The 19,935-nt window shown below is 73.0% G+C and carries 20 protein-coding genes and 1 riboswitch; of the genes, 19 read left to right on the forward strand and 1 reads right to left on the reverse strand.

All coding sequences use genetic code 11. From position 1 onward, the window contains the following. Nucleotides 1–24 precede the first annotated feature (24 nt). The 8 genes from lepB (ACWERV_RS14210) to ACWERV_RS14245 all read left to right on the forward strand — a co-directional run bounded on the left by lepB (ACWERV_RS14210) (nt 25) and on the right by ACWERV_RS14245 (nt 7,604). Nucleotides 25–1,035 (forward strand): signal peptidase I, encoded by a 1,011-nt coding sequence (lepB, locus tag ACWERV_RS14210; protein ID WP_452932669.1) that lies wholly within the window; start codon nt 25–27, stop codon nt 1,033–1,035. A gap of 34 nt (nt 1,036–1,069) precedes the next feature. Beyond that, nucleotides 1,070–1,855, forward strand: a complete 786-nt coding sequence (gene lepB / locus ACWERV_RS14215) for a signal peptidase I (protein ID WP_452932671.1) — start codon at nt 1,070–1,072, stop codon at nt 1,853–1,855. A gap of 154 nt (nt 1,856–2,009) precedes the next feature. Next, the gene (locus ACWERV_RS14220; RefSeq protein WP_398186724.1) at nt 2,010–2,336 is read left to right on the forward strand and encodes a DUF2469 domain-containing protein; all 327 of its coding nucleotides are present in this window, start codon (nt 2,010–2,012) and stop codon (nt 2,334–2,336) included. Between the two features lie 114 nt (nt 2,337–2,450). After that, the gene (locus tag ACWERV_RS14225) at nt 2,451–2,813 is read left to right on the forward strand and encodes a YraN family protein (protein ID WP_398186721.1); all 363 of its coding nucleotides are present in this window, start codon (nt 2,451–2,453) and stop codon (nt 2,811–2,813) included. Beyond that, complete coding sequence (locus ACWERV_RS14230; protein ID WP_452932674.1) at nt 2,813–4,456, forward strand: YifB family Mg chelatase-like AAA ATPase; 1,644 nt, start codon at nt 2,813–2,815, stop codon at nt 4,454–4,456. The genes ACWERV_RS14225 and ACWERV_RS14230 overlap by 1 nt, the downstream gene beginning before the upstream one ends. A 173-nt stretch (nt 4,457–4,629) precedes the next feature. Next, nucleotides 4,630–5,874 carry a DNA-processing protein DprA gene (gene dprA / locus ACWERV_RS14235; RefSeq protein ID WP_452932789.1) on the forward strand — a complete coding sequence of 415 codons (1,245 nt, stop codon included), beginning with the start codon at nt 4,630–4,632 and terminating at the stop codon, nt 5,872–5,874. A gap of 281 nt (nt 5,875–6,155) precedes the next feature. Beyond that, entirely contained in the window at nt 6,156–6,992 is an 837-nt protein-coding gene (whiG, locus tag ACWERV_RS14240) for an RNA polymerase sigma factor WhiG (protein WP_031519070.1), read from the forward strand. A 54-nt stretch (nt 6,993–7,046) separates the two neighbouring features. Further along, nucleotides 7,047–7,604, forward strand: a complete 558-nt coding sequence (locus tag ACWERV_RS14245; RefSeq protein WP_452932791.1) for a TetR/AcrR family transcriptional regulator — start codon at nt 7,047–7,049, stop codon at nt 7,602–7,604. 40 nt (nt 7,605–7,644) lie between these two features. Here the strand turns inward: ACWERV_RS14245 and ACWERV_RS14250 are convergent, their stop codons facing one another. Continuing rightward, nucleotides 7,645–8,205, reverse strand: coding sequence for a peptidoglycan DD-metalloendopeptidase family protein (locus ACWERV_RS14250; RefSeq protein ID WP_452932676.1), 561 nt, complete (start codon nt 8,203–8,205; stop codon nt 7,645–7,647). Between the two features lie 265 nt (nt 8,206–8,470). On the opposite strand from ACWERV_RS14250, the gene rpsB reads away from it, so the two are divergent. The 11 genes from rpsB to ACWERV_RS14305 all read left to right on the forward strand — a co-directional run bounded on the left by rpsB (nt 8,471) and on the right by ACWERV_RS14305 (nt 19,920). Next, entirely contained in the window at nt 8,471–9,385 is a 915-nt protein-coding gene (gene rpsB / locus ACWERV_RS14255) for a 30S ribosomal protein S2 (protein ID WP_452932678.1), read from the forward strand. Between the two features lie 116 nt (nt 9,386–9,501). Then, on the forward strand, nt 9,502–10,338 hold the full coding sequence (tsf, locus tag ACWERV_RS14260; RefSeq protein WP_452932680.1) for a translation elongation factor Ts: 837 nt from the start codon (nt 9,502–9,504) through the stop codon (nt 10,336–10,338). Between the two features lie 138 nt (nt 10,339–10,476). Beyond that, entirely contained in the window at nt 10,477–11,247 is a 771-nt protein-coding gene (gene pyrH, locus ACWERV_RS14265) for a UMP kinase (RefSeq protein ID WP_398186701.1), read from the forward strand. A gap of 123 nt (nt 11,248–11,370) precedes the next feature. Further along, nucleotides 11,371–11,928 carry a ribosome recycling factor gene (frr, locus tag ACWERV_RS14270; protein WP_452932793.1) on the forward strand — a complete coding sequence of 186 codons (558 nt, stop codon included), beginning with the start codon at nt 11,371–11,373 and terminating at the stop codon, nt 11,926–11,928. Between the two features lie 153 nt (nt 11,929–12,081). Next, entirely contained in the window at nt 12,082–13,110 is a 1,029-nt protein-coding gene (locus ACWERV_RS14275; protein WP_452932682.1) for a phosphatidate cytidylyltransferase, read from the forward strand. A gap of 319 nt (nt 13,111–13,429) precedes the next feature. Continuing rightward, nucleotides 13,430–13,828 (forward strand): VOC family protein, encoded by a 399-nt coding sequence (locus ACWERV_RS14280; RefSeq protein ID WP_398187084.1) that lies wholly within the window; start codon nt 13,430–13,432, stop codon nt 13,826–13,828. Between the two features lie 211 nt (nt 13,829–14,039). Further along, the gene (rlmN, locus tag ACWERV_RS14285) at nt 14,040–15,146 is read left to right on the forward strand and encodes a 23S rRNA (adenine(2503)-C(2))-methyltransferase RlmN (protein WP_398186695.1); all 1,107 of its coding nucleotides are present in this window, start codon (nt 14,040–14,042) and stop codon (nt 15,144–15,146) included. A gap of 69 nt (nt 15,147–15,215) precedes the next feature. Beyond that, a riboswitch (TPP riboswitch) is annotated at nt 15,216–15,344 on the forward strand. Then, nucleotides 15,338–16,438 carry a thiamine ABC transporter substrate-binding protein gene (locus ACWERV_RS14290; RefSeq protein WP_452932684.1) on the forward strand — a complete coding sequence of 367 codons (1,101 nt, stop codon included), beginning with the start codon at nt 15,338–15,340 and terminating at the stop codon, nt 16,436–16,438. (Overlaps the previous riboswitch by 7 nt.) A gap of 70 nt (nt 16,439–16,508) precedes the next feature. Continuing rightward, complete coding sequence (locus ACWERV_RS14295; RefSeq protein ID WP_452932795.1) at nt 16,509–18,170, forward strand: ABC transporter permease; 1,662 nt, start codon at nt 16,509–16,511, stop codon at nt 18,168–18,170. A 90-nt stretch (nt 18,171–18,260) separates the two neighbouring features. Next, nucleotides 18,261–19,286: an ABC transporter ATP-binding protein gene (locus ACWERV_RS14300; RefSeq protein ID WP_452932797.1), complete on the forward strand. Its 1,026-nt coding sequence runs from the start codon at nt 18,261–18,263 to the stop codon at nt 19,284–19,286. A gap of 154 nt (nt 19,287–19,440) precedes the next feature. Next, nucleotides 19,441–19,920: a VOC family protein gene (locus tag ACWERV_RS14305; RefSeq protein ID WP_398186689.1), complete on the forward strand. Its 480-nt coding sequence runs from the start codon at nt 19,441–19,443 to the stop codon at nt 19,918–19,920. Nucleotides 19,921–19,935: the final 15 nt, after the last annotated feature.

A 19,935-nucleotide genomic window follows, 5' to 3' on the forward strand; every position in this document is an offset into this window, starting at 1 on the left:
GCGGGCGGCGCAGTACCCGGAGCCATGCCCGCGGGACCCGGCTACCCGGCCATGACCGGCGGCGAGCCGGTCGGCCCGGTGGGGCCCGCCGACCCGGACCCGGCGGACGGTGACGGCGGCGACGGCGGTGACGGCCGCAGCGGAGGCGACGGCGAGACCGGCGGGCACGGGCGCGGCGCACCGGCGCGGCCGCGGTCGTTCTGGAAGGAACTGCCGCTGCTCATCGGCATCGCGCTGGTGCTGGCGCTGCTGATCAAGACCTTCCTGGTGCAGGCCTTCTCCATTCCGTCCGACTCGATGAACAACACCCTGCTGCAGGGCGACCGGGTGCTCGTCGACAAGCTCACCCCGTGGTTCGGCTCCGAGCCGAGCCGCGGCCAGGTCGTCGTCTTCCACGACCCGGGCGGCTGGCTGCCGGAGAACCCCCAGCCCAGCAGCAACGTGGTGGTGCGCGGACTCCAGAAGGGTCTCAGCTTCATCGGCCTGATGCCCTCCGCCGACGAGAAGGACCTGATCAAGCGGGTGATCGGCGTCGGCGGCGACACCGTGTCCTGTAGCGGGACGGGCCCGGTGACGGTCAACGGCAAGGCGCTGAACGAGCCGTACGTCTTCCCGGGCAACACCCCGTGCAGCCCCGACAAGCCCTTCAAGGTGACGGTGCCCAAGAACCACATCTGGGTCATGGGCGACCACCGGCAGGACTCGCTGGACTCGCGCTTCCACATGGACCAGCCGAGCCACGGCTTCGTCGACGACAAGTACGTCGTCGGCCGCGCCATCGTTGTGGCATGGCCGGTCAACCGCTGGGACTGGCTGTCGATCCCGTCCACCTTCTCGCAGCCGGGCATCTCGGCGGCCGGTGCCGCCGCTCCCGCGGCGGCAGGCGTGGCGGGCGCGCTGCCCCTGGTGATGTGGCGCAGGCGCCGGCAGCTGCTCGCCGCGGGCGCGCCGGTGGCCGCCGACGGCGGTCCGGACGGTGCGGCGGGTGGCGACGGCGCCGCGGGTGCTGCGGACCGCACGCCGGAAGACAGCTGACCGGGGGACGTACCGCCGGGTAGGGTTCGGCTCCATGAGCAGCAGCAGCGGTGCGCTGGCCGGCACCACGCGAAGCGGAACCGCACGGCGGAGCACGTCCGGCGGCGGTGGCGGGATCGGGCACCGGGTGTCCGGCATCGTCATCGCCGTCGGCAGCGTGCTCTTCATCGGCTCGTGCGTGTGGGGCGCGCTCGTCTACCGCCCCTACACCGTGCCGACCTCCTCGATGGTCCCGACGGTCCAGCCGGGCGACAAGGTGGTGGCGCAGAAGATCTCCGGCTCGGATGTGCGCCGCGGTGACGTGGTCGTCTTCCAGGACAAGCTGTGGGGCAGCCAGCCGCTGGTCAAGCGGGTCGTCGGGGTCGGCGGCGACACCGTGCAGTGCTGCGACCCGCAGGGGCGACTGCTGGTGAACGGCACACCGGTCGACGAGACGTACCTCAACGGCGGCGCGCCCTCCGGCAAGGACGGCCAGGACCGCGCCTCCCTCGACTCCTTCCGTACCAAGGTGCCCGCCGGAATGCTCTTCCTGCTGGGCGACAACCGCGATGTCTCCGAGGACTCCCGGCTGCACCTGGCCGACGCCGAGGGCGGCGCGGTCCCGGCGAGCGACGTGAAGGCCCGGGTGGACGGGATCGCCTGGCCGTCGTCACGGATGGGCCTGCTGCACCGCACCTCGGCGTTCCACGCCGTCCCGGGCGGGTCTTCCCCCGGGCGGGGGCCACTGGGCATGCTGGTGGTCGCGGCGATCGTCGGGGTGGCGTTCATCCTGGGCGGCGCCGCCTACGACCCGCTGGCCAAGCTGCTGAGGCGCAGATGACCGTGACCGTGATCGCATCGGCGTCGGTGCCGGCGGCTGTGTCCGCTGGGGTGTCCGCGTCGGCGTCCGCTTCGGTTGTGCGGGAAAGTCCCGCGGTGTCGTGGGAGCGTGTGACGCACAATGGGGTGCACGTACGGCTGAAGGGGAACACACGATGAGCGCCGAGGACCTCGAAAAGTACGAGACCGAGATGGAGCTGAAGCTCTACAGGGAGTACCGCGACGTCGTCGGGCTGTTCAAGTACGTGATCGAGACCGAGCGACGCTTCTACCTCACCAACGACTACGAGATGCAGGTGCACTCGGTGCAGGGTGAGGTGTTCTTCGAGGTCTCGATGGCCGACGCGTGGGTCTGGGACATGTACCGCCCGGCCCGGTTCGTCAAGCAGGTGCGGGTCCTCACGTTCAAGGACGTGAACATCGAGGAGCTGAACAAGGCGGATCTGGACCTGCCCTCGGACGATTCGGGGTTCGGCGGCTGAGGTGGCCCGGAGCGGCCGTCGGGGGGCGTTCGCGGGAAGTTATCCACAGGGCGGGGATCAAGATCATCTTCGGGGGGCCACTCTCTGTCACAGTCGGTGACGGAGGTGGTACTCATGAACGCACGAGGTGCGCTGGGGCGCTACGGCGAGGACGTCGCGGTGCGGGCGTTGCAGGCCGCGGGCCTGCGGGTGATCGGGCGGAACTGGCGGCACGGCCGCAGCGGTGAGATCGACATCCTCGCGGCCGAGGGCGACGCCCTGGTGGTCTGCGAGGTCAAGACCCGGCGAGCCGGGCCCTTCCAGCACCCGCGGGAGGCCCTGTCGGCGGCCAAACTGACCCGGCTGCGGTCGCTGGCCGAGTGCTGGACCGCCGAGCACGGCGGGGCACCGCCGGGCGGGGTCCGGATCGACCTGGTGGGTGTGGTCCTCCCCGACCGCGGAGCACCCGAGGTCGACCATGTGCGGGGGGTGGCGTGATGGGCTTCGCCCGTACGTGTTCGGTCGCGCTGGTCGGTGTCGAGGGAGTGGTGGTCGAGGTCCAGGCCGATCTCGAACCGGGCGTCGCGGCCTTCACCCTGGTCGGCCTGCCTGACAAGAGCCTGGTCGAGAGCCGGGACCGGGTGCGCGCCGCGCTTGTGAACAGCGGTGAGATCTGGCCGCAGAAGAAGCTCACCGTGGGCCTGAGCCCCGCGTCGGTGCCCAAGGGCGGCTCCGGCTTCGACCTGGCGGTGGCCTGCGCGCTGCTCGCCGCCAACGAGCGGATCGCGCCGTCCGCCATCGCCGACCTGATGATGATCGGGGAGCTGGGGCTCGACGGCCGGGTGCGCCCGGTGCGGGGTGTACTGCCCGCCGTGCTCGCGGCGGCCGACGCGGGGTACCGGCAGGTGGTGGTGCCCGAGCGGACGGTGGCGGAGGCGTCGCTGGTGCCGGGGATCGCCGTGCTGGGGGTGCGCAGCCTGCGGCAGCTGGTGGCGGTCCTCAACGACGAGCCGGTCCCGGAGGAGGAGGACGGGACGCTGCCCGGCGAGGGCCGTCCCGACCCGATGCTCGCCGGGCTGACCGTGCCGGGCGCCGGGGTCGGCTCCGGGCTGGCCGTGAGCCTGGGCGGCTCCGACCACGCGGGGACCGGCGCGTCGGCGGGGCTGGACCTCGCCGACGTGGCGGGGCAGGGCGCCGCCCGGCTCGCCCTGGAGGTGGCCGCGGCGGGGGCTCACCACCTCTACCTGAAGGGGCCGCCCGGGGCGGGCAAGACCATGCTGGCCGAGCGGCTGCCGAGCATCCTGCCGCCGCTGACCCGGCAGGAGTCGCTGGAGGTCACGGCCGTCCACTCGGTGGCCGGCATCCTCCCCGCGGGGCGGCCGCTGGTGGACACCCCGCCGTTCTGCGCGCCGCACCACTCGGCGACGATGCCGTCCCTGGTCGGCGGGGGCAGCGGGCTGCCGCGGCCGGGAGCGGTCTCGCTGGCCCACCGAGGGGTGCTCTTTCTTGACGAAGCACCCGAATTCACCGTGAAGGCCCTCGAAGCGCTGCGGCAGCCGCTGGAGTCAGGCCATGTGGTGGTGGCCCGGTCGGCCGGGGTGATGCGGCTGCCGGCCCGCTTCACCCTGGTGCTCGCGGCGAATCCGTGCCCGTGCGGGCGGTATTCGATGTTGGGGGCCGGGTGCGAGTGCTCGCCCACCGCGGTGCGCCGCTACCAGGGCAGGCTCTCCGGCCCACTGCTGGACCGGGTGGATCTGCGGGTGGACGTCGAGGCGGTCGGCCGCTCCGACCTAATCGGGCGCGGGCCGGGGGAGAGCACCGCCGTGGTCGCCGCCCGGGTACGGGAGGCCAGGGCGCGGTCAGCCGTCCGCCTCGCCGGTACGCCCTGGCGGGCCAACGGTGACGTCCCCGGGCACGAGCTGCGCACCCGCTGGCCGGTCGCGCCCGGCGCACTGCACGCCGCCGAGCGCGACATGGAACGCGGTCTGCTCACCGCGCGGGGCCTGGACCGGGTGCTGCGGGTCGCGTGGACGCTGGCCGACCTGGCGGGCCACCCCCGCCCCGACGCCGAGGACGTCCGTACGGCCCTGCAACTGCGGACGGGCGTCAGCCACGGCCTGGCCCCCGCCGGGAGCTCCTGATGCCGCCGGTCCCGCCGCCCGGCCCGCCGGACGAGGCGGCGCTGCGTGCGGTGTACGAGGAGGGAACGGGGGACCGGGAGGCCCGGCAGGCACCGCGGACCGGGCTCGCGGTGGGGGCGAGGGCTGCTCCGGACGGCGGGGGCGCGCGGTACGGGCCGGCCGCCGTGGGTGGCATGGGCGAGCCGGACGCCATGGCCCTCGGGGCTCCCTCGGGAGGCGCGGACGGAGGGGGCGGGGCGGTCGGGGCCCGGTCGGTGGTCGCCGGGCTCGCTGTGGGAGCCGCGTGGGGGGAGCGGCTGGCTCGGGCCGCGCTGACCAGGATCGCCGACCCGGGGGACGAGGTGATGGGGCGGGCACTGCGGGACCGCGGGGCCGAGGCCGCGCTGTGCGCCGCCCGCGCCGGGCAGACCCTGCCGGGGGCGAGCGCGGAGCGCACCGCGCGGTACGCCCGCCGGGCGGCGAGGGCCGACCCGCTGGCGGACCTGGCGGCCGCGCACCGGGCGGGGGCGCGGTTCGTCTGCCCCTCCGACGGTGACTGGCCGGGCCAGCTGGACGACCTCGGACTCCAGCGCCCGTTCGGGCTGTGGGTGCGGGGGCGGCCGTCGCTGCGGCTGTGGGCGCTGCGGTCGGTCGCGGTGGTCGGCGCGCGGGCCTGCACCGACTACGGGGCCCATATGGCGTCCCGGCTCGGCGCGGGCCTGGCGGAGGCGGGCTGGGTCGTGGTGTCGGGCGCCGCCCACGGGGTGGACGGCGCGGTGCACCGCGCGGTGCTCGGTGCGGGAGGCGCCACGGTCGGGGTGCTGGCCTGCGGGGTGGACGTGGCGTATCCGCCACGCAACGCCGGGCTCATCGAGCGGATGGCCGAGCGCGGCCTGCTGGTGGGTGAGCTGCCGCCCGGCGACCACCCGACCAGGAGCCGCTTCGTGCTGCGCAACCGGGTGATCGCCGCGCTGACGCGGGGGACGGTCGTGGTCGAGGCCCGCTACCGCAGCGGCTCGCTCATCACCGCGCGCCGGGCGGCGGCGCTGGGGCGGATCACCATGGGGGTGCCGGGGCCGTGCACGAGCGGGCTGTCCGAAGGGGTGCACGAGCTGTTGCGGGACGGTGCGGTGGTGGTGACGGACGCGGCGGACGTCGTGGAGCTGGTCGGCGAGATCGGCGCCGACCTGGCCCCGCCGCGGCGCGGACCGGTGCTGCCACGTGATCTGCTCGGTGCGGCGGCGGCCCGGGTGCTGGAGGCGATGCCGGGCCGGGGCGCCGCGGACGAGCGGGAGATCGCCGAGGCGGCCGGGGCCTCCTGCGACGACACGCTGAGCAGGCTCGTCGAATTGCAGGCGCTCGGCTTCGTCGAACGGCTGGACGGGAAGTGGCAGTTGGTCCGTACCGCACGCGACAGCCCGGAGGAGCACACCGGTTGACGCCGGCGGCACACCATCAGGTGACACCGCACGCCTGTGACCTGGCCTGATTGCGAGGAGCGGCACTCGGGCCACGGCGGCGGCCCATCATGTCCGGTGCGGGTCTTCCGGAGCAACCGTGCCGGGGGCCGCAGTCGGCCCGGGGTCCGCGTGGCCATAGAGGAACGTATCTGCGCATGTTCCCGACGGGGGATGTAGCAATGAGCGACACTATGGTCACGCTACGCTCTCGGAGGCTCGATTCCCCGTCCACGTCACGGCAGAACGGCTCACAACGACGCATGCCCCAGCACACCCCCGGGTCCGAACGGGCGACGGCCGCGACCACCGCCCCCGCCACCGCTCGGCCCCCCGCCCCGACGTCGCTCGACGAGCTGTGGCGGACCTACAAGTCCACGGGGGACGCGCGGCTGCGCGAGCAGCTGATCCTGCACTACTCGCCGCTGGTGAAATACGTCGCCGGCCGGGTCAGCGTGGGCCTGCCGGCCAACGTGGAGCAGGCCGACTTCGTGTCCTCGGGGGTCTTCGGGCTGATCGACGCGATCGAGAAGTTCGATCCGGACCGGGCGATCAAGTTCGAGACCTACGCCATCACCCGGATCCGCGGCGCCATGATCGACGAGCTGCGCGCCCTGGACTGGATCCCCCGCTCGGTGCGGCAGAAGGCTCGGGCCGTCGAGCGCGCCTACGCCACCCTGGAGGCCAAGCTCCGCCGCACCCCGAGCGAGCCGGAGGTCGCCGCGGAGATGGGCGTCGGACTGGAGGAGCTGCACGGCGTCTTCAGCGCGCTGTCGCTGGCCAACGTGGTGGCGCTGGAGGAGCTGCTGCACGTCGGGGCGGAGAGCGGCGACCGGCTCAGCCTCGTCGACACCCTGGAGGACACCGGCGCGGACAACCCCGTCGAGGTCGCCGAGGACCGCGAACTGCGCCGACTGCTCGCCCGCGCCGTCAACACCCTCCCCGAGCGGGAGAAGACCGTCGTCACCCTCTACTACTACGAGGGCCTGACGCTCGCCGAGATCGGCCAGGTGCTGGGCGTGACCGAGAGCCGGGTCAGCCAGATCCACACCAAGTCGGTGCTTCAACTGCGGGCAAAGCTCGCCGACGTCGGCCGCTGACGGGGCACCCCCACTGTCTACAGTGGAGGGATGCCCAGGATTCGAGCGGCCTCGGTGGCCGAACACCGCGCGATGCAGCGCAGGGCCCTGCTGGACGCCGCCCGCTCCCTGCTCTCCGAGGGCGGCACGGAGGCGCTGACCTTTCCCGCGCTCGCCGAGCGCACCGGGCTCGCCCGCTCGTCCGTCTACGAGTACTTCCGCTCCCGCGCCGCCGTCGTCGAGGAGCTGTGCGCCGTCGACTTCCCGGTGTGGGCCGCCGAGGTCGAGGCCGCGATGGAGGCCGCCGGTCCGCCCGAGGGCCGCATCGAGGCGTACGTCCGCAGCCAGCTCGCCCTGGTCGGCGACCGCCGGCACCGCGCCGTCGTCGCGATCTCCGCGGGCGAACTGGACGCCGGCGCCCGGGAGAAGATCCGCGCCGCCCACGGCGGCCTGGTCGCCATGGTCGTCGCCGCCCTCTCCGACCTCGGCCACGCGCAGCCGCGGCTCGCCGCGATGCTGCTCCAGGGTGTCGTCGACGCCGCGGTGCGCCGTATCGAGCTCGGTGCCGCCGAGGACCCCGAGGTGATCACCGGCGCCGCCGTCGCGATGGCCCTGCGCGGCGTCACCGGCTGACCCCGGCCGCCCGCGCGAGCGCCACCCCGGCCCGGCGCCCTCAGCGCGGCGCCGGGACCCCGGCGACGGGCAGCAGCCGCGACGGCCCGCCGCGCCGTATCCAGTGCGGCAGCAGCGACAGCGGATCCAGGTAGACGTCCCCGCCCGGCCCCGAGCGCAGCAGCCCCCAGTGCAGGCAGGCCCCCGGGCAGTGCGCGAGCGCGCCCTCCACCGTGCCCACCGGCCGCCCGGCCGCCACCCGCGCGCCGACCGCGACCGCGGCACGCACCGGCTCGTACGTGATCCGCAGATCCGGCCCGATCCGCAGCACCAGCACGCCCTGACCGCCCACCCGCCCGGCGAAGACCACCTCGCCCGGGGCCGCCGCCCGTACCCGCGCACCCGGTCCGGCCCGCAGATCGACCCCGCGGTGCCCGGCGCCCCACGGCGTCGCGGGCGCCTCGAACACCCGCAGCACCACCGGCCGTCCGCGCGGCCCCTGCCCGGCCACCGGCCAGCTGCGGCCGCCGCCCGGCACCGCGGGGGACGGCCCGCCCGGCGGCCCGCCCGTCGCCGCGAGCAGCGCCGCCACCATCGTCAACCACACTGTCGTGAACGCCATGACACGACGATCCCGCATCCGGCCGCCGAAAGATGATCATGGTCACGGCCTGTGGATAACCTGGGTGTCGCCTGAGGCTCCGTGGGTCCCGTACACTTTCTCTGGCGATCCGGGTCACCGGGTCGACTTCGCACGCCCCGCCACCATCCCCCGTCTCCGGGGCGGTGGCCGCGCCCCTCGGTCCCTCGTGGCACGGCGCGCCGGGGCGTCAGGCGCGACCGCCGTCCGGCTGTCGCGATAACCGAGCACTTCAAGGAGTACGGCCATGGCCGTCGTCACGATGCGGGAGCTGCTGGAGAGCGGCGTCCACTTCGGGCACCAGACCCGCCGCTGGAACCCGAAGATGAAGCGCTTCATCTTCACCGAGCGCAACGGCATCTACATCATCGACCTGCTCCAGTCGCTGTCGTACATCGACCGCGCCTACGAGTTCGTCAAGGAGACCGTCGCGCACGGCGGCTCCATCATGTTCGTCGGTACGAAGAAGCAGGCGCAGGAGGCCATCGCCGAGCAGGCCTCGCGCGTCGGCATGCCCTACGTCAACCAGCGGTGGCTGGGCGGCATGCTCACCAACTTCTCGACCGTCTACAAGCGCCTGCAGCGCCTCAAGGAGCTCGAGGAGATCGACTTCGAGGACGTGGCCGCGTCCGGCCTGACCAAGAAGGAGCTCCTGGTCCTCTCCCGCGAGAAGGACAAGCTGGAGAAGACCCTCGGCGGCATCCGCGAGATGCAGAAGGTGCCGAGCGCCGTCTGGATCGTCGACACCAAGAAGGAGCACATCGCCGTCGGTGAGGCGCGCAAGCTCCGCATCCCGGTCGTCGCGATCCTCGACACCAACTGCGACCCCGACGAGGTCGACTACAAGATCCCGGGCAACGACGACGCGATCCGCTCCGTCACGCTGCTCACCCGCGTGATCGCCGACGCCGTCGCCGAGGGCCTGATCGCCCGCTCCGGCGCCGCGCTGGGCGACAAGAAGGCCGAGGGCGGCTCCGAGCCGCTGGCCGAGTGGGAGCGCGACCTGCTGGAAGGCGAGAAGAAGGCCGACGACGCTGCCGAGGCCCCCGCTGCCGCGGCCACCGAGGCTCCGGCGACCGAGGCTCCGGCCACCGAGGCCCCGGCCGCGGACGCGCCGGCTGCCGACGCGCCGGCCACCGAGGGCGACGCCGAGCAGGCCTGACCTGAGGCCGGCCGGCCGACACGGCCGCTGGCCCCACGCGTGACGACGGCGGGGGCCCTGTGCCCCCGCCGTCCACCCGTAGATCCACCGACCATTCGGGAAGAGACAACAGACCCATGGCGAACTTCACCGCCGCTGACGTCAAGAAGCTCCGCGAGCTGACCGCCGCGGGCATGATGGACTGCAAGAACGCCCTCACCGAGGCCGAAGGCGACCTGGACAAGGCCGTCGAGATCCTCCGCGTCAAGGGCCAGAAGGGTGTCACCAAGCGCGAGGGCCGCTCGGCCTCCAACGGCGCCGTGGTGTCCCTGATCGCCGCCGACAACTCCGAGGGCGTCCTCGTCGAGCTGAAGTGCGAGACCGACTTCGTCGCCAAGGGTGACAAGTTCGTCGCCGTCGCCGACGCCATCGCCGCCCACGTCGCCGCCACCAAGCCGGCCGACATCGCCGCGCTGCTCGGCTCGGAGATCAAGCCCGGCCAGACCGTGCAGGCGTTCGTCGACGAGGCCAACGCGACCCTCGGCGAGAAGATCGTGCTGGACCGCTTCGCGCAGTTCACCGGCACCTACGTCGCTTCCTACCTGCACCGCACCAGCCCGGACCTGCCCCCGCAGGTCGGCGTGCTGGTCGAGCTGGACAAGGCCGACGCGCAGACCGCCAAGGACGTCGCCCAGCACATCGCCGCCTTCGCGCCGAAGTACCTGACCCGCGACGAGATCGACGCCGAGACGGTGGAGAACGAGCGCCGCGTCGCCGAGGCCACCGCGCGCGAGGAGGGCAAGCCCGAGGCCGCCCTGCCGCGTATCGTCGAGGGCCGCGTCAACGGCTTCTTCAAGGAGAACGTCGTCCTGGAGCAGTCCTTCGCCAAGGACGCCAAGAAGACCGTGCAGAAGGTGCTCGACGAGGCCGGCGTGACGCTGAAGGCCTTCGCGCGCTTCCGCGTGGGCGTCTGACCCGGGAGCCCGCTAGGGTCGTACGCGACCGGCCGCCCGCCGGCCGGCCGCAGAGGTGACAAGGAGGCCATTGCCGTCACGGGAACCCACAAGGACCCACGGCAGTGGCCTCCTTTGTACGTGCACGAGGAGATCTCCATGAACCAAGCCGCCGCACAGGCCCCGACCGGCGCACCCGGCGCGGGCGCGGGCCGCCGTTTCCTGCTCAAACTGTCCGGCGAGGCCTTCGCCGGAGGCGGCGGGCTCGGTGTCGACCCCGACGTCGTGCACGCCATCGCCCGCGAGGTCGCCGCGGTCGTCGCGGACGGCTACGAGATCGCCCTCGTCATCGGCGGCGGCAACTTCTTCCGCGGCGCCGAACTCCAGCAGCGCGGCATGGACCGTGCCCGCTCCGACTACATGGGCATGCTCGGCACGGTCATGAACTGCCTGGCGCTCCAGGACTTCCTGGAGAAGGAGGGCGTCGAGACCCGGGTGCAGACCGCCATCACCATGGGCCAGGTCGCCGAGCCGTACATCCCGCTGCGCGCGGTGCGGCACCTGGAGAAGGGCCGCGTGGTGATCTTCGGCGCGGGTATGGGCATGCCCTACTTCTCCACCGACACCACCGCCGCCCAGCGGGCGCTGGAGATCGACGCCGCCGCCCTGCTCATGGGCAAGAACGGGGTGGACGGGGTCTACGACTCCGACCCCAAGCTCAACCCGGACGCGACCATGTTCGACGCCCTGGACTACGGCGAGGTCATCGCGCGCGACCTGCGCGTCGCCGACCTCACCGCCATCACCCTGTGCCAGGACAACAAACTTCCGATCCTGGTCTTCGAGCTGCTCGCCGAGGGCAACATCGCCCGCGCGGTCAAGGGTGAGAAGATCGGCACACTGGTCAACACCCAGGGCACCAGGAGCTAGCCGCAGGCCCGCCACGGGGCAACAGGGGATGGACAACACGCTGCCGGTCGGACACCGTGCAGGACAGACGCGCGCAGGGGCCGCGCCCGCAGGGCCCCGCCTTCTGAAAACCAGGAGCACATGGTGATTGAAGAAACCCTCCTCGAGGCCGAGGAGAAGATGGAGAAGGCCGTCGAGGTCGCCAAGGACGACTTCGCGGCGATCCGCACCGGCCGCGCGCACCCGGCGATGTTCAACAAGATCGTGGCCGAGTACTACGGTGCGGTCACCCCGATCAACCAGCTGGCGTCCTTCGCGGTGCCCGAGCCGCGGATGGCGGTGATCACCCCCTTCGACAGCAGCAGCCTGCGCAACATCGAGGAGGCGATCCGCAACTCCGACCTCGGTGTCAACCCGAGCAACGACGGCCGCATCATCCGGGTGGTCTTCCCGCAGCTCACCGAGGAGCGGCGGCGCGAGTTCATCAAGGTCGCCAAGGGCAAGGGCGAGGACGCCAAGATCTCCATCCGCAGCGTCCGCCGCAAGGCGAAGGAGACCCTCGACAAGCTGGTCAAGGACGGCGAGAGCGGCGAGGACGAGGTACGCCGTGCCGAGAAGGAGCTCGACGACACGACGTCGAAGTACGTCGCCCAGGTCGACGAGCTGCTCAAGCACAAGGAAGCGGAGCTGCTGGAGGTCTGACGGCCCCGGCCGTCCCGCCCCCTCCAAGGGGCCCCGCAGGGGCCCTTCACGGGCCTTCCGCGGCCCGTTCCGGGCCCCGGCCGAGGCCCGAGGGTCCCGCAGGCCCGCACCCGCCCCTCCGCACACCCCGACGACGACGCGAGGCGAAGCTCAGTGAACGACTCTTCCTGGGGCGCTTCGCCGCGCGCCGGTCACCGGGGAGTAACGGAGAACACCGCAGCCGCGGCCGCTGACGTCGCCCGAGCCGCGGTCACCGCCCCGGCGGCGTATTCCGCGGCGGAAAGCCGCACCGGGAGGAAGACTCCAGCTATGCCGCCCTCGCCGCCGGCGTCCGAGCCGACGCCCCCGCAACCCGCCCCCGCGAAGAAGTCCGCAGGGCGGAACCTCCAGGCGGCGATAGGTGTGGGCGTCGGGCTCGGCGTGGTCGTGCTCGCCTCGCTCTTCCTCGTCAAGCAGGTCTTCGTCGGTGTCGTGGTGGTGGCCGTCGCGGTCGGCGTGTGGGAGCTGACCTCGCGGCTCGCCGAACGCAAGGGCATCCACGCGCCGCTGGTCCCGCTCGTGGCCGGCGGCGCGGCGATGGTGATCGCCGGGTATCTGAAGGGCGCCGACGGGGCGTGGATCGCGATGGCGCTCACCGCGCTGGCGATCCTGGTCTGGCGCATGGCCCAGCCCCCGCACGACTACCTCCGGGACGTCACGGCGGCCGTCTTCGTCGCCTTCTACGTGCCCTTCCTCGCCACCTTCGTGGTGATGATGCTCGCCGCGGACGACGGCCCCCGACGGGTACTGGCCTTCCTGATCCTCACCGTGGTCAGCGACACCGGCGCCTACGCGGTCGGCTGGCGTTTCGGCCGCACCAAGCTCGCCCCGCGGATCAGCCCCGGGAAGACCCGTGCCGGACTCGTGGGCGCGATCGGCTTCGCCATGGTGGCGGGCGCGCTGCTGATGGAGTTCTCCATCGACGGCGGCCACTGGTGGCAGGGCCTGGTCCTGGGCCTGGCCGCCGCGGTCAGCGCCACCCTCGGCGACCTCGGCGAGTCGATGATCAAGCGGGATCTCGACATCAAGGACATGGGCACCCTGCTGCCGGGCCACGGCGGCATCATGGACCGCCTCGACAGCCTCCTGCCGACCGCCCCGGTCGTCTGGCTGCTGCTGGTCGCCTTCGTCGGCCAGGGCTGACCGGCCCGAGCCGCGTTCTCAGAACGGACCCGTGCCGGGTTCCCTGTGGCATCCACCGGCTCTCGTGGTCCACTCAGGCAGCCGTCGAACGGTTGTGACGGGTTGGCCGGTCGGCGGCGGTCGGCGACACGGTCGGTGGACTCCTCCGGCGGGGTCGGCGTCCGCGACCCGGACGGCTCAGGGCTCGCAGAAGGGCCGGGAAGCACCGCCCAGACCACCGCGAATCGGTACTGTGGACGGGAGCTGATTCCCTCGAACACCGGAACGAGCCCCCGGAGGCACTGTGACCGGCGAGAATGCGCCCGCCTACGACGTCGCCATGACGCACTTCATCGTGTCCGACGACGTCGAACGTTCGCGTCGCTTCTACACCGAGGTCCTCGGCGGCCGGGCCCTGCGCTCGGGCGTCCCGTCGATCATCGAGTTCCACAACGGCTGGATCATCATCAACGAAGGCGGCGGCCCCACCGACGACAAGCCGACCGTCGTGCTGGAGACTCCGCAGGACCCGGACCGGGTCAGCAGCTTCCTGAATCTGCGGGTCTCGGACATCCACGCCGTGTACGCCGACTGGTCCGCGCGGGGCGCCGAGTTCATCACGCCGCCGATCGAAAAGGGCCACCCGGAGATCCGCTGCTTCCTGCGGGACCCCGACGGGCACCTGATCGAAGTGGGGCAGACCACACGTCCGGGCGGGTGGCCGCCCAAGGCCCCCTGACGGGGGAGCCGCCGCGCCGAGAACTCAAGACCGGACGCCGGAGACGGCGGCACGCGGCGGACGCCTGGGTCCCCGGGCGTCCGCCGCCCCGGCTGGTCGGCCCCGCAAGGCTGGTCGGCTCCGCAGGGGTGCCCGACGGTGAGCGATGACGGCCCCTGCCGATCCGCTCCGAGAAGGCAACGCCGCGCGGTCTGCGACACTGGTAGGCATCATGCCTGCACCCGGAGAACTGACTTTCGCCGTGCCGCGCGGGGCCAAGAAGCCCCCGCGGCACCTTGCCGACCTCTCGCCCGCGGAGCGACGGGAGGCGGTGGCCGCGCTCGGGGAGAAACCGTTCCGGGCCCGGCAGCTGTCCCAGCACTACTTCGCGCGCTACGCCGACGACCCCGCCGCCTGGACGGACATCCCGGCCGCGGCCCGCGGCAAGCTCGCCGGGGATCTGCTGCCGGAGCTGATGACCGTCGTGCGGCACGCGTCGTGCGACGACGGCGACACCCGCAAGACGCTGTGGCGGCTCTTCGACGGGACGCTCGTCGAGTCGGTGCTGATGCGCTACCCGGACCGCGTCACCATGTGCATCTCGTCACAGGCGGGCTGCGGCATGAACTGCCCCTTCTGCGCCACCGGCCAGGCGGGTCTGGACCGGAACCTGTCGACCGCCGAGATTGTGCACCAGATCGTGGCGGGCATGAAGTCGCTGCGGGACGGGGAGGTGCCGGGCGGACCGGCCCGGCTGTCCAACATCGTCTTCATGGGTATGGGTGAGCCGCTCGCCAACTACAACCGCGTCGTCGGTGCGATCCGCCGGCTGACCGACCCCGAGCCGGACGGCCTGGGCCTGTCGCAGCGCGGCATCACGGTGTCCACGGTGGGCCTGGTGCCCGCCATCCACCGCTTCGCCGACGAGGGCTTCAAGTGCCGTCTCGCGGTCTCCCTGCACGCCCCGGACGACGAGCTGCGCGACACCCTGGTGCCGGTCAACACCCGCTGGAAGGTGCGCGAGGTGCTGGACGCGGCCTGGCACTACGCCGAGGTCTCCGGCCGCCGGATCTCCATCGAGTACGCGCTGATCCGCGACGTCAACGACCAGGCATGGCGCGCCGACCGGCTGGGCAAGCTGCTGAAGAACCACCGGGTGCACGTCAACCTGATCCCGCTCAACCCCACGCCCGGGTCGAAGTGGACGGCCTCCCGCCCGGAGGACGAGCGGGCGTTCGTGGCCGCGCTGGAGGCCCACGGCGTGCCCGTGACCGTACGCGACACCCGTGGCCAGGAGATCGACGGCGCCTGCGGGCAGCTGGCGGCGTCGGAGCGCTGACCTGCTGCTATCGTACGGTCGGCGCTCGCGCGGACCTGCGATGGCAGCGGCGCGCGGTCGTACAACAGAACATTCCGACAGGGGAGCGCCTGCGACGGCGCTGAGAGTGCGGCGAGGGATCCGACGGAGGATCCCAGGCCGCAGACCCTCCCACCTGATCCGGGTCATACCGGCGTAGGGAGTCAGCACAGATGAAGACCACCGTCCGGCGTGCCGTGGGCGCGCTCGTCGCCGCAGGTGCGGTCGCGTCCGTCCTGGCCGCGTGCGGCAGCGACTCCGGCGGCGACGGCGACAAGGCGGCGGGCTCCGGCTCCAAGACCGTGACGCTCGTCAGCCACGACTCGTTCGCCGCGTCGAAGTCCGTCCTCGCGGAATTCACCAAGGAGACCGGCTACACCGTCAAGGTGCTGCGCGGCGGGGACGCGGGCGCGGCCGTCAACCAGGCGATCCTCACCAAGGACCACCCGCGCGGCGACGTCTTCTTCGGCGTCGACAACACCCTGCTGTCCCGCGCGCTCGACAACGGACTGTTCACCCCGTACGCGGCCAAGGACCTCGCGCAGGTCCCCGCCGACCTGCAACTGGACGCCGCCGAGCACCGGGTCACGCCCATCGACTCCGGTGACGTCTGCGTCAACTACGACCGGGCCTACTTCACCGCCCACCACCTGGCCCCGCCGCAGACCTTCGCCGACCTGGCCAAGCCCGCGTACAAGAACCTGCTCGTCACCGAGAACGTCTCGACGTCCTCGCCCGGTCTGGCCTTCCTGCTGGGCAGCGCCGCGACCTACGGCGACGGGGGGTGGCAGGACTACTGGAAGCAGCTCAAGGCCAACGGTGTCGAGGTCGTCGACAGCTGGGAGCAGGCCTACAACGACCGCTTCTCCGGCTCGTCGGCGGGCAAGCAGGCCAAGGGCGACCGGCCGCTCGTGGTCTCCTACGCCTCCAGCCCGCCCGCCGAGGTCGTCGGTGTGAGCCCGCAGCCCGTGCAGTCGCCCGTCGGCGTGGCCACCGGCACCTGCTTCCGGCAGATCGAGTTCGCCGGCCTGCTGCACGGGGCGAAGAACCCCGCGGGCGGCAAGGCGTTCATCGACTTCATGCTGGGCAAGACCTTCCAGCAGGACATGCCGCTGCAGATGTACGTCGACCCGGTGCGCGGCGACGCCGTCGAGCCGCCGGTCTTCGTCAAGTACGGCGCCAAGGTCGAGCACCCCGCGACCCTGGCGCCCGACACGATCGCGGCCAAGCGCGACGACTGGGTCCAGGCGTGGAACGGGATCGTCCTGAAGTGAGCGTGACGTGAGCACGCTGCCGACCGCACCAGCACCCGCACCCGCACCCGCACCCGCGCGCGGCGCGCGGCTGGACAGGGCGGGCGGAGCGCGGGGCCGCGCCCTGGCGGTGCGCGCCGCCCTGACGGCGCTGCCGCTGCTCTTCTTCGCGGCCTTCTTCGCCTACCCGGTGGCGGCGATCGTCGGCCGCGGGCTGCACGAGGACGGCGCCTGGCACCTGGGCCGGATCGGCGACGTGCTGGGCGATCCGGGGATCCGGCACGTGCTGTGGTTCACCGTGTGGCAGGCCGCCGCCTCCACGGGGCTGACGCTGCTGGTGGGGCTGCCCGCCGCGTACGTCTTCGCGCGGCTGGACTTTCCCGGGCGGCGGCTGCTGCGCGCGGTCGTGACGGTGCCCTTCGTGCTGCCGACCGTCGTCGCGGGCTCGGCCTTCCTCGCGCTGCTCGGCCGCGGCGGCTTCACCGACTCGCTCCTCGGGGTGCGGCTCGACACAGGTGTGTGGGCCATCCTCGTCGCGCACGTCTTCTTCAACTTCGCCGTCGTGGTCCGCACCGTCGGCGGGCTGTGGGCGCAGCTGGACCCCGCGCAGGAGGAGGCCGCCCGGATGCTCGGCGCGGGCCGCCTCGCCGCCTGGCGCACGGTGACGCTGCCCGCGCTCGGCCCGTCCGTGGCCGCGGCCGCGCTCATGGTCTACCTGTTCACCTTCACCTCCTTCGGCGTCATCCAGATCCTCGGCGGGCCGCTGTACTCGACGCTGGAGGTGGAGATCTACCGGCAGACCGCCGAGATCTTCGACCTGCCGGCCGCGGCCGTGCTGACCCTGCTGCAGTTCGCCGCGGTGCTCGCCATCCTCGCCCTGCACGGCTGGACGGTACGGCGGCGCGAGTCGGCGCTGAAGCTCGTCGACCCCGCGCGCACCGCGCACCGGCCGAGCGGCGCGGCCGAACGCACCCTCCTCGGCGCCGTCCTCGCGGTCGTCGCCCTGGTCATCCTGCTGCCCCTCGGTGTGCTCGCCGCCCGCTCCTTCGACACCCCCGGCGGCTACGGCCTGGCCTTCTACCGCGCCCTCGGCTCGTCCGACGGCGGCACCTTCAGCGTCGCCCCGTGGCAGACGGTGGGGAACTCGCTGCGCTTCGCGGCGCTGGCCACCGTCATCGCCCTGGTGATCGGCGGGCTCGCGGCGGCCGCGCTGGTGCGCAGGGCGGGGCGGCTGATGCGCGGCTTCGACGCGCTGCTGATGCTGCCGCTCGGCACCTCCGCCGTCACCATCGGCTTCGGCTTCCTCATCGCGCTGGACAAGCCGCCGCTGGACCTGCGGGACTCCTGGCTGCTGGTGCCGCTCGCGCAGGCGCTGGTGGGCGCGCCCTTCGTGGTGCGGGTGATGCTGCCGGTACTGCGGGCCGTCGACACCCGGCTGCGCGAGGCCGCGGCGGTGCTGGGCGCCTCGCCGTGGCGGGTGTGGCGGGAGGTGGAGCTGCCGCTGGTCTCGCGGGCCGTGGCCATCGCCGCGGGTTTCGCCTTCGCCGTCTCGCTCGGCGAATTCGGCGCCACCGTCTTCATCGCGCGGCCCGACGACCCCACCCTGCCGGTCGCCGTCGCCCGCCTGCTGGGCCGCGCGGGCCCGATGAACTACGGCCAGGCCATGGCCCTGAGCACCGTGCTGATGGTGGTCTGCGCCGCCAGCCTGCTGGTGCTGGAACGTTTCCGTCCCACGAGCGCCGGGGAGCTGTGACCCGCGATGACGACCACCGATCCGACGCCCGCTCCCGGCCGTGTCGCCGGGCCGTCCGGCGCCGCGGGGCCCTCGCTCGGGGGCGGCGCCCTGCTGCGGCTGGACGCCGCGACCGTGCGCTTCGGGAAGCGGACCGCGCTGGACGCGGTCGATCTTGCCGTCGCCGAGCACGAGATCGTGTGCGTGCTGGGGCCCAGCGGCAGCGGCAAGTCCACGCTGCTGCGGGCGGTGGCCGGGTTGCAGGACCTGGCCTCGGGGCGGGTGCTGCTGGACGGCGCCGACCAGCGCGGGGTGCCGCCGCACCGGCGCGGCGTCGGGCTGATGTTCCAGGACCACCAGCTCTTCCCGCAGCGCGACGTCGGCGGGAACGTCGGCTTCGGCCCGCGCATGCACAAGGCGTCGCGCGAGCAGCGCGAAATCCGGGTCGCCGAGCTGCTCGACCTGGTCGGGCTGCCCGGCGCGCAGTCCCGCGGCGTCGCGGAGCTGTCCGGCGGCGAGCAGCAGCGGGTCGCGCTCGCCCGCGCGCTCGCGCCGGAACCGCGGCTGCTCATGCTGGACGAGCCGCTCGGCCAGCTCGACCGCTCGCTGCGCGAGCGCCTGGTCGTGGAGCTGCGGCAGCTCTTCGGACGGCTCGGCACCACCGTGCTGGCCGTCACCCACGACCAGGGCGAGGCCTTCGCGCTGGCCGACCGTGTGGTCGTCATGCGCGACGGCCGGATCGCCCAGACGGGCACCCCGCTGGAGGTCTGGCAGCGTCCGGCGGACGAGTTCGTCGCCCGCTTCCTGGGCTTCGACGCCGTCACCGACGCCGTCGTGGCCGGCGGCACGGCCGCCACGGACTGGGGCAAGCTGCCCGTGCCGTCCGGCACCCCGGACGGCCCCTGCCGGCTGCTGGTCCGGCCCACCGGAGTGCGCCTGGTCGCCCCGGAGGCGGCGGGCGCGCTGCGCTGCACGGTGGCCGCCCGCACCTTCCGCGGCGGGCACGTGGCCGTGACGCTGCGGCCCGAGCGCGGTCCGGAACTGGAGGCGGAGTGCCCGCTGCGGGCCGCGCCGGGCGAGGGCGCGGCCGTCGCAGTGACGTTCGACCCGGAGGACGTCGTCGTCCTGCCCCGCTGAGCGCGCCCCGCCGACGGGCCCGCGCCGTCCTCCCCGCGAGGGGAGAAGCACACGAATGGGCACCGATGAGTTTCGCCCGCCCGGACCGTCCTATCTGCTGGAGGCGCAGGAGCGCCCCGCAGACGGCAGGACACGGACGAGAACGGAGCCCGTCATGCAGCAGAAGATCACGACGTTCCTCTGGTACGACGACCGGGCCGAGGAGGCGGTGGCCCTCTACACCTCGCTCTTCGACAACTCGCGCGTCGTCAAGGTGCAGCACTACGGCGAGGCCGGTCCGGGGACCCCGGGCAGCGTGATGATCGTGGAGTTCGAGCTGGGCGGGCAGCGCTTTCTCGCGCTCAACGGCGGCCCGGAGTTCACCTTCAACGAGGCGATGTCGCTCAGCGTCGACTGCGACTCGCAGGAGGAGGTCGACCGGCTGTGGTCCGCGCTCACCGCGAACGGCGGTGAGGAGGGGCCCTGCGGCTGGCTCAAGGACCCCTACGGCGTGTCGTGGCAGATCGTGCCCACCCGGCTCAACGAGCTGATCAACGACCCGGACCAGAACAGGTCGCAGGCCGCCGTGAAGGCCATGCTCGGCATGAAGAAGCTGGTGGTCTCGGAGCTGGAGGCCGCCGCCGACGCGGTCTGAGACGCCCGTCCGCCA

The organism is Streptomyces sp. NPDC004031, from assembly GCF_053604375.1.

Bases quoted from the DNA above. Each gene is read 5' to 3' on its own strand.
- rlmN (WP_398186695.1), top strand. From the start codon at position 14,040: ATGCCTGCACCCGGAGAACTGACTTTCGCCGTGCCGCGCGGGGCCAAG.
- ACWERV_RS14250 (WP_452932676.1), bottom strand. From the start codon at position 8,205: ATGGCGTTCACGACAGTGTGGTTGACGATGGTGGCGGCGCTGCTCGCG.
- ACWERV_RS14290 (WP_452932684.1), top strand. From the start codon at position 15,338: ATGAAGACCACCGTCCGGCGTGCCGTGGGCGCGCTCGTCGCCGCAGGT.
- ACWERV_RS14220 (WP_398186724.1), top strand. From the start codon at position 2,010: ATGAGCGCCGAGGACCTCGAAAAGTACGAGACCGAGATGGAGCTGAAG.
- ACWERV_RS14305 (WP_398186689.1), top strand. From the start codon at position 19,441: ATGCAGCAGAAGATCACGACGTTCCTCTGGTACGACGACCGGGCCGAG.
- tsf (WP_452932680.1), top strand. From the start codon at position 9,502: ATGGCGAACTTCACCGCCGCTGACGTCAAGAAGCTCCGCGAGCTGACC.
- ACWERV_RS14225 (WP_398186721.1), top strand. From the start codon at position 2,451: ATGAACGCACGAGGTGCGCTGGGGCGCTACGGCGAGGACGTCGCGGTG.
- ACWERV_RS14280 (WP_398187084.1), top strand. From the start codon at position 13,430: ATGACGCACTTCATCGTGTCCGACGACGTCGAACGTTCGCGTCGCTTC.
- lepB (WP_452932669.1), top strand. From the start codon at position 25: ATGCCCGCGGGACCCGGCTACCCGGCCATGACCGGCGGCGAGCCGGTC.
- whiG (WP_031519070.1), top strand. From the start codon at position 6,156: ATGCCCCAGCACACCCCCGGGTCCGAACGGGCGACGGCCGCGACCACC.
- rpsB (WP_452932678.1), top strand. From the start codon at position 8,471: ATGGCCGTCGTCACGATGCGGGAGCTGCTGGAGAGCGGCGTCCACTTC.
- lepB (WP_452932671.1), top strand. From the start codon at position 1,070: ATGAGCAGCAGCAGCGGTGCGCTGGCCGGCACCACGCGAAGCGGAACC.
- ACWERV_RS14230 (WP_452932674.1), top strand. From the start codon at position 2,813: ATGGGCTTCGCCCGTACGTGTTCGGTCGCGCTGGTCGGTGTCGAGGGA.
- dprA (WP_452932789.1), top strand. From the start codon at position 4,630: ATGGGCGAGCCGGACGCCATGGCCCTCGGGGCTCCCTCGGGAGGCGCG.
- pyrH (WP_398186701.1), top strand. From the start codon at position 10,477: ATGAACCAAGCCGCCGCACAGGCCCCGACCGGCGCACCCGGCGCGGGC.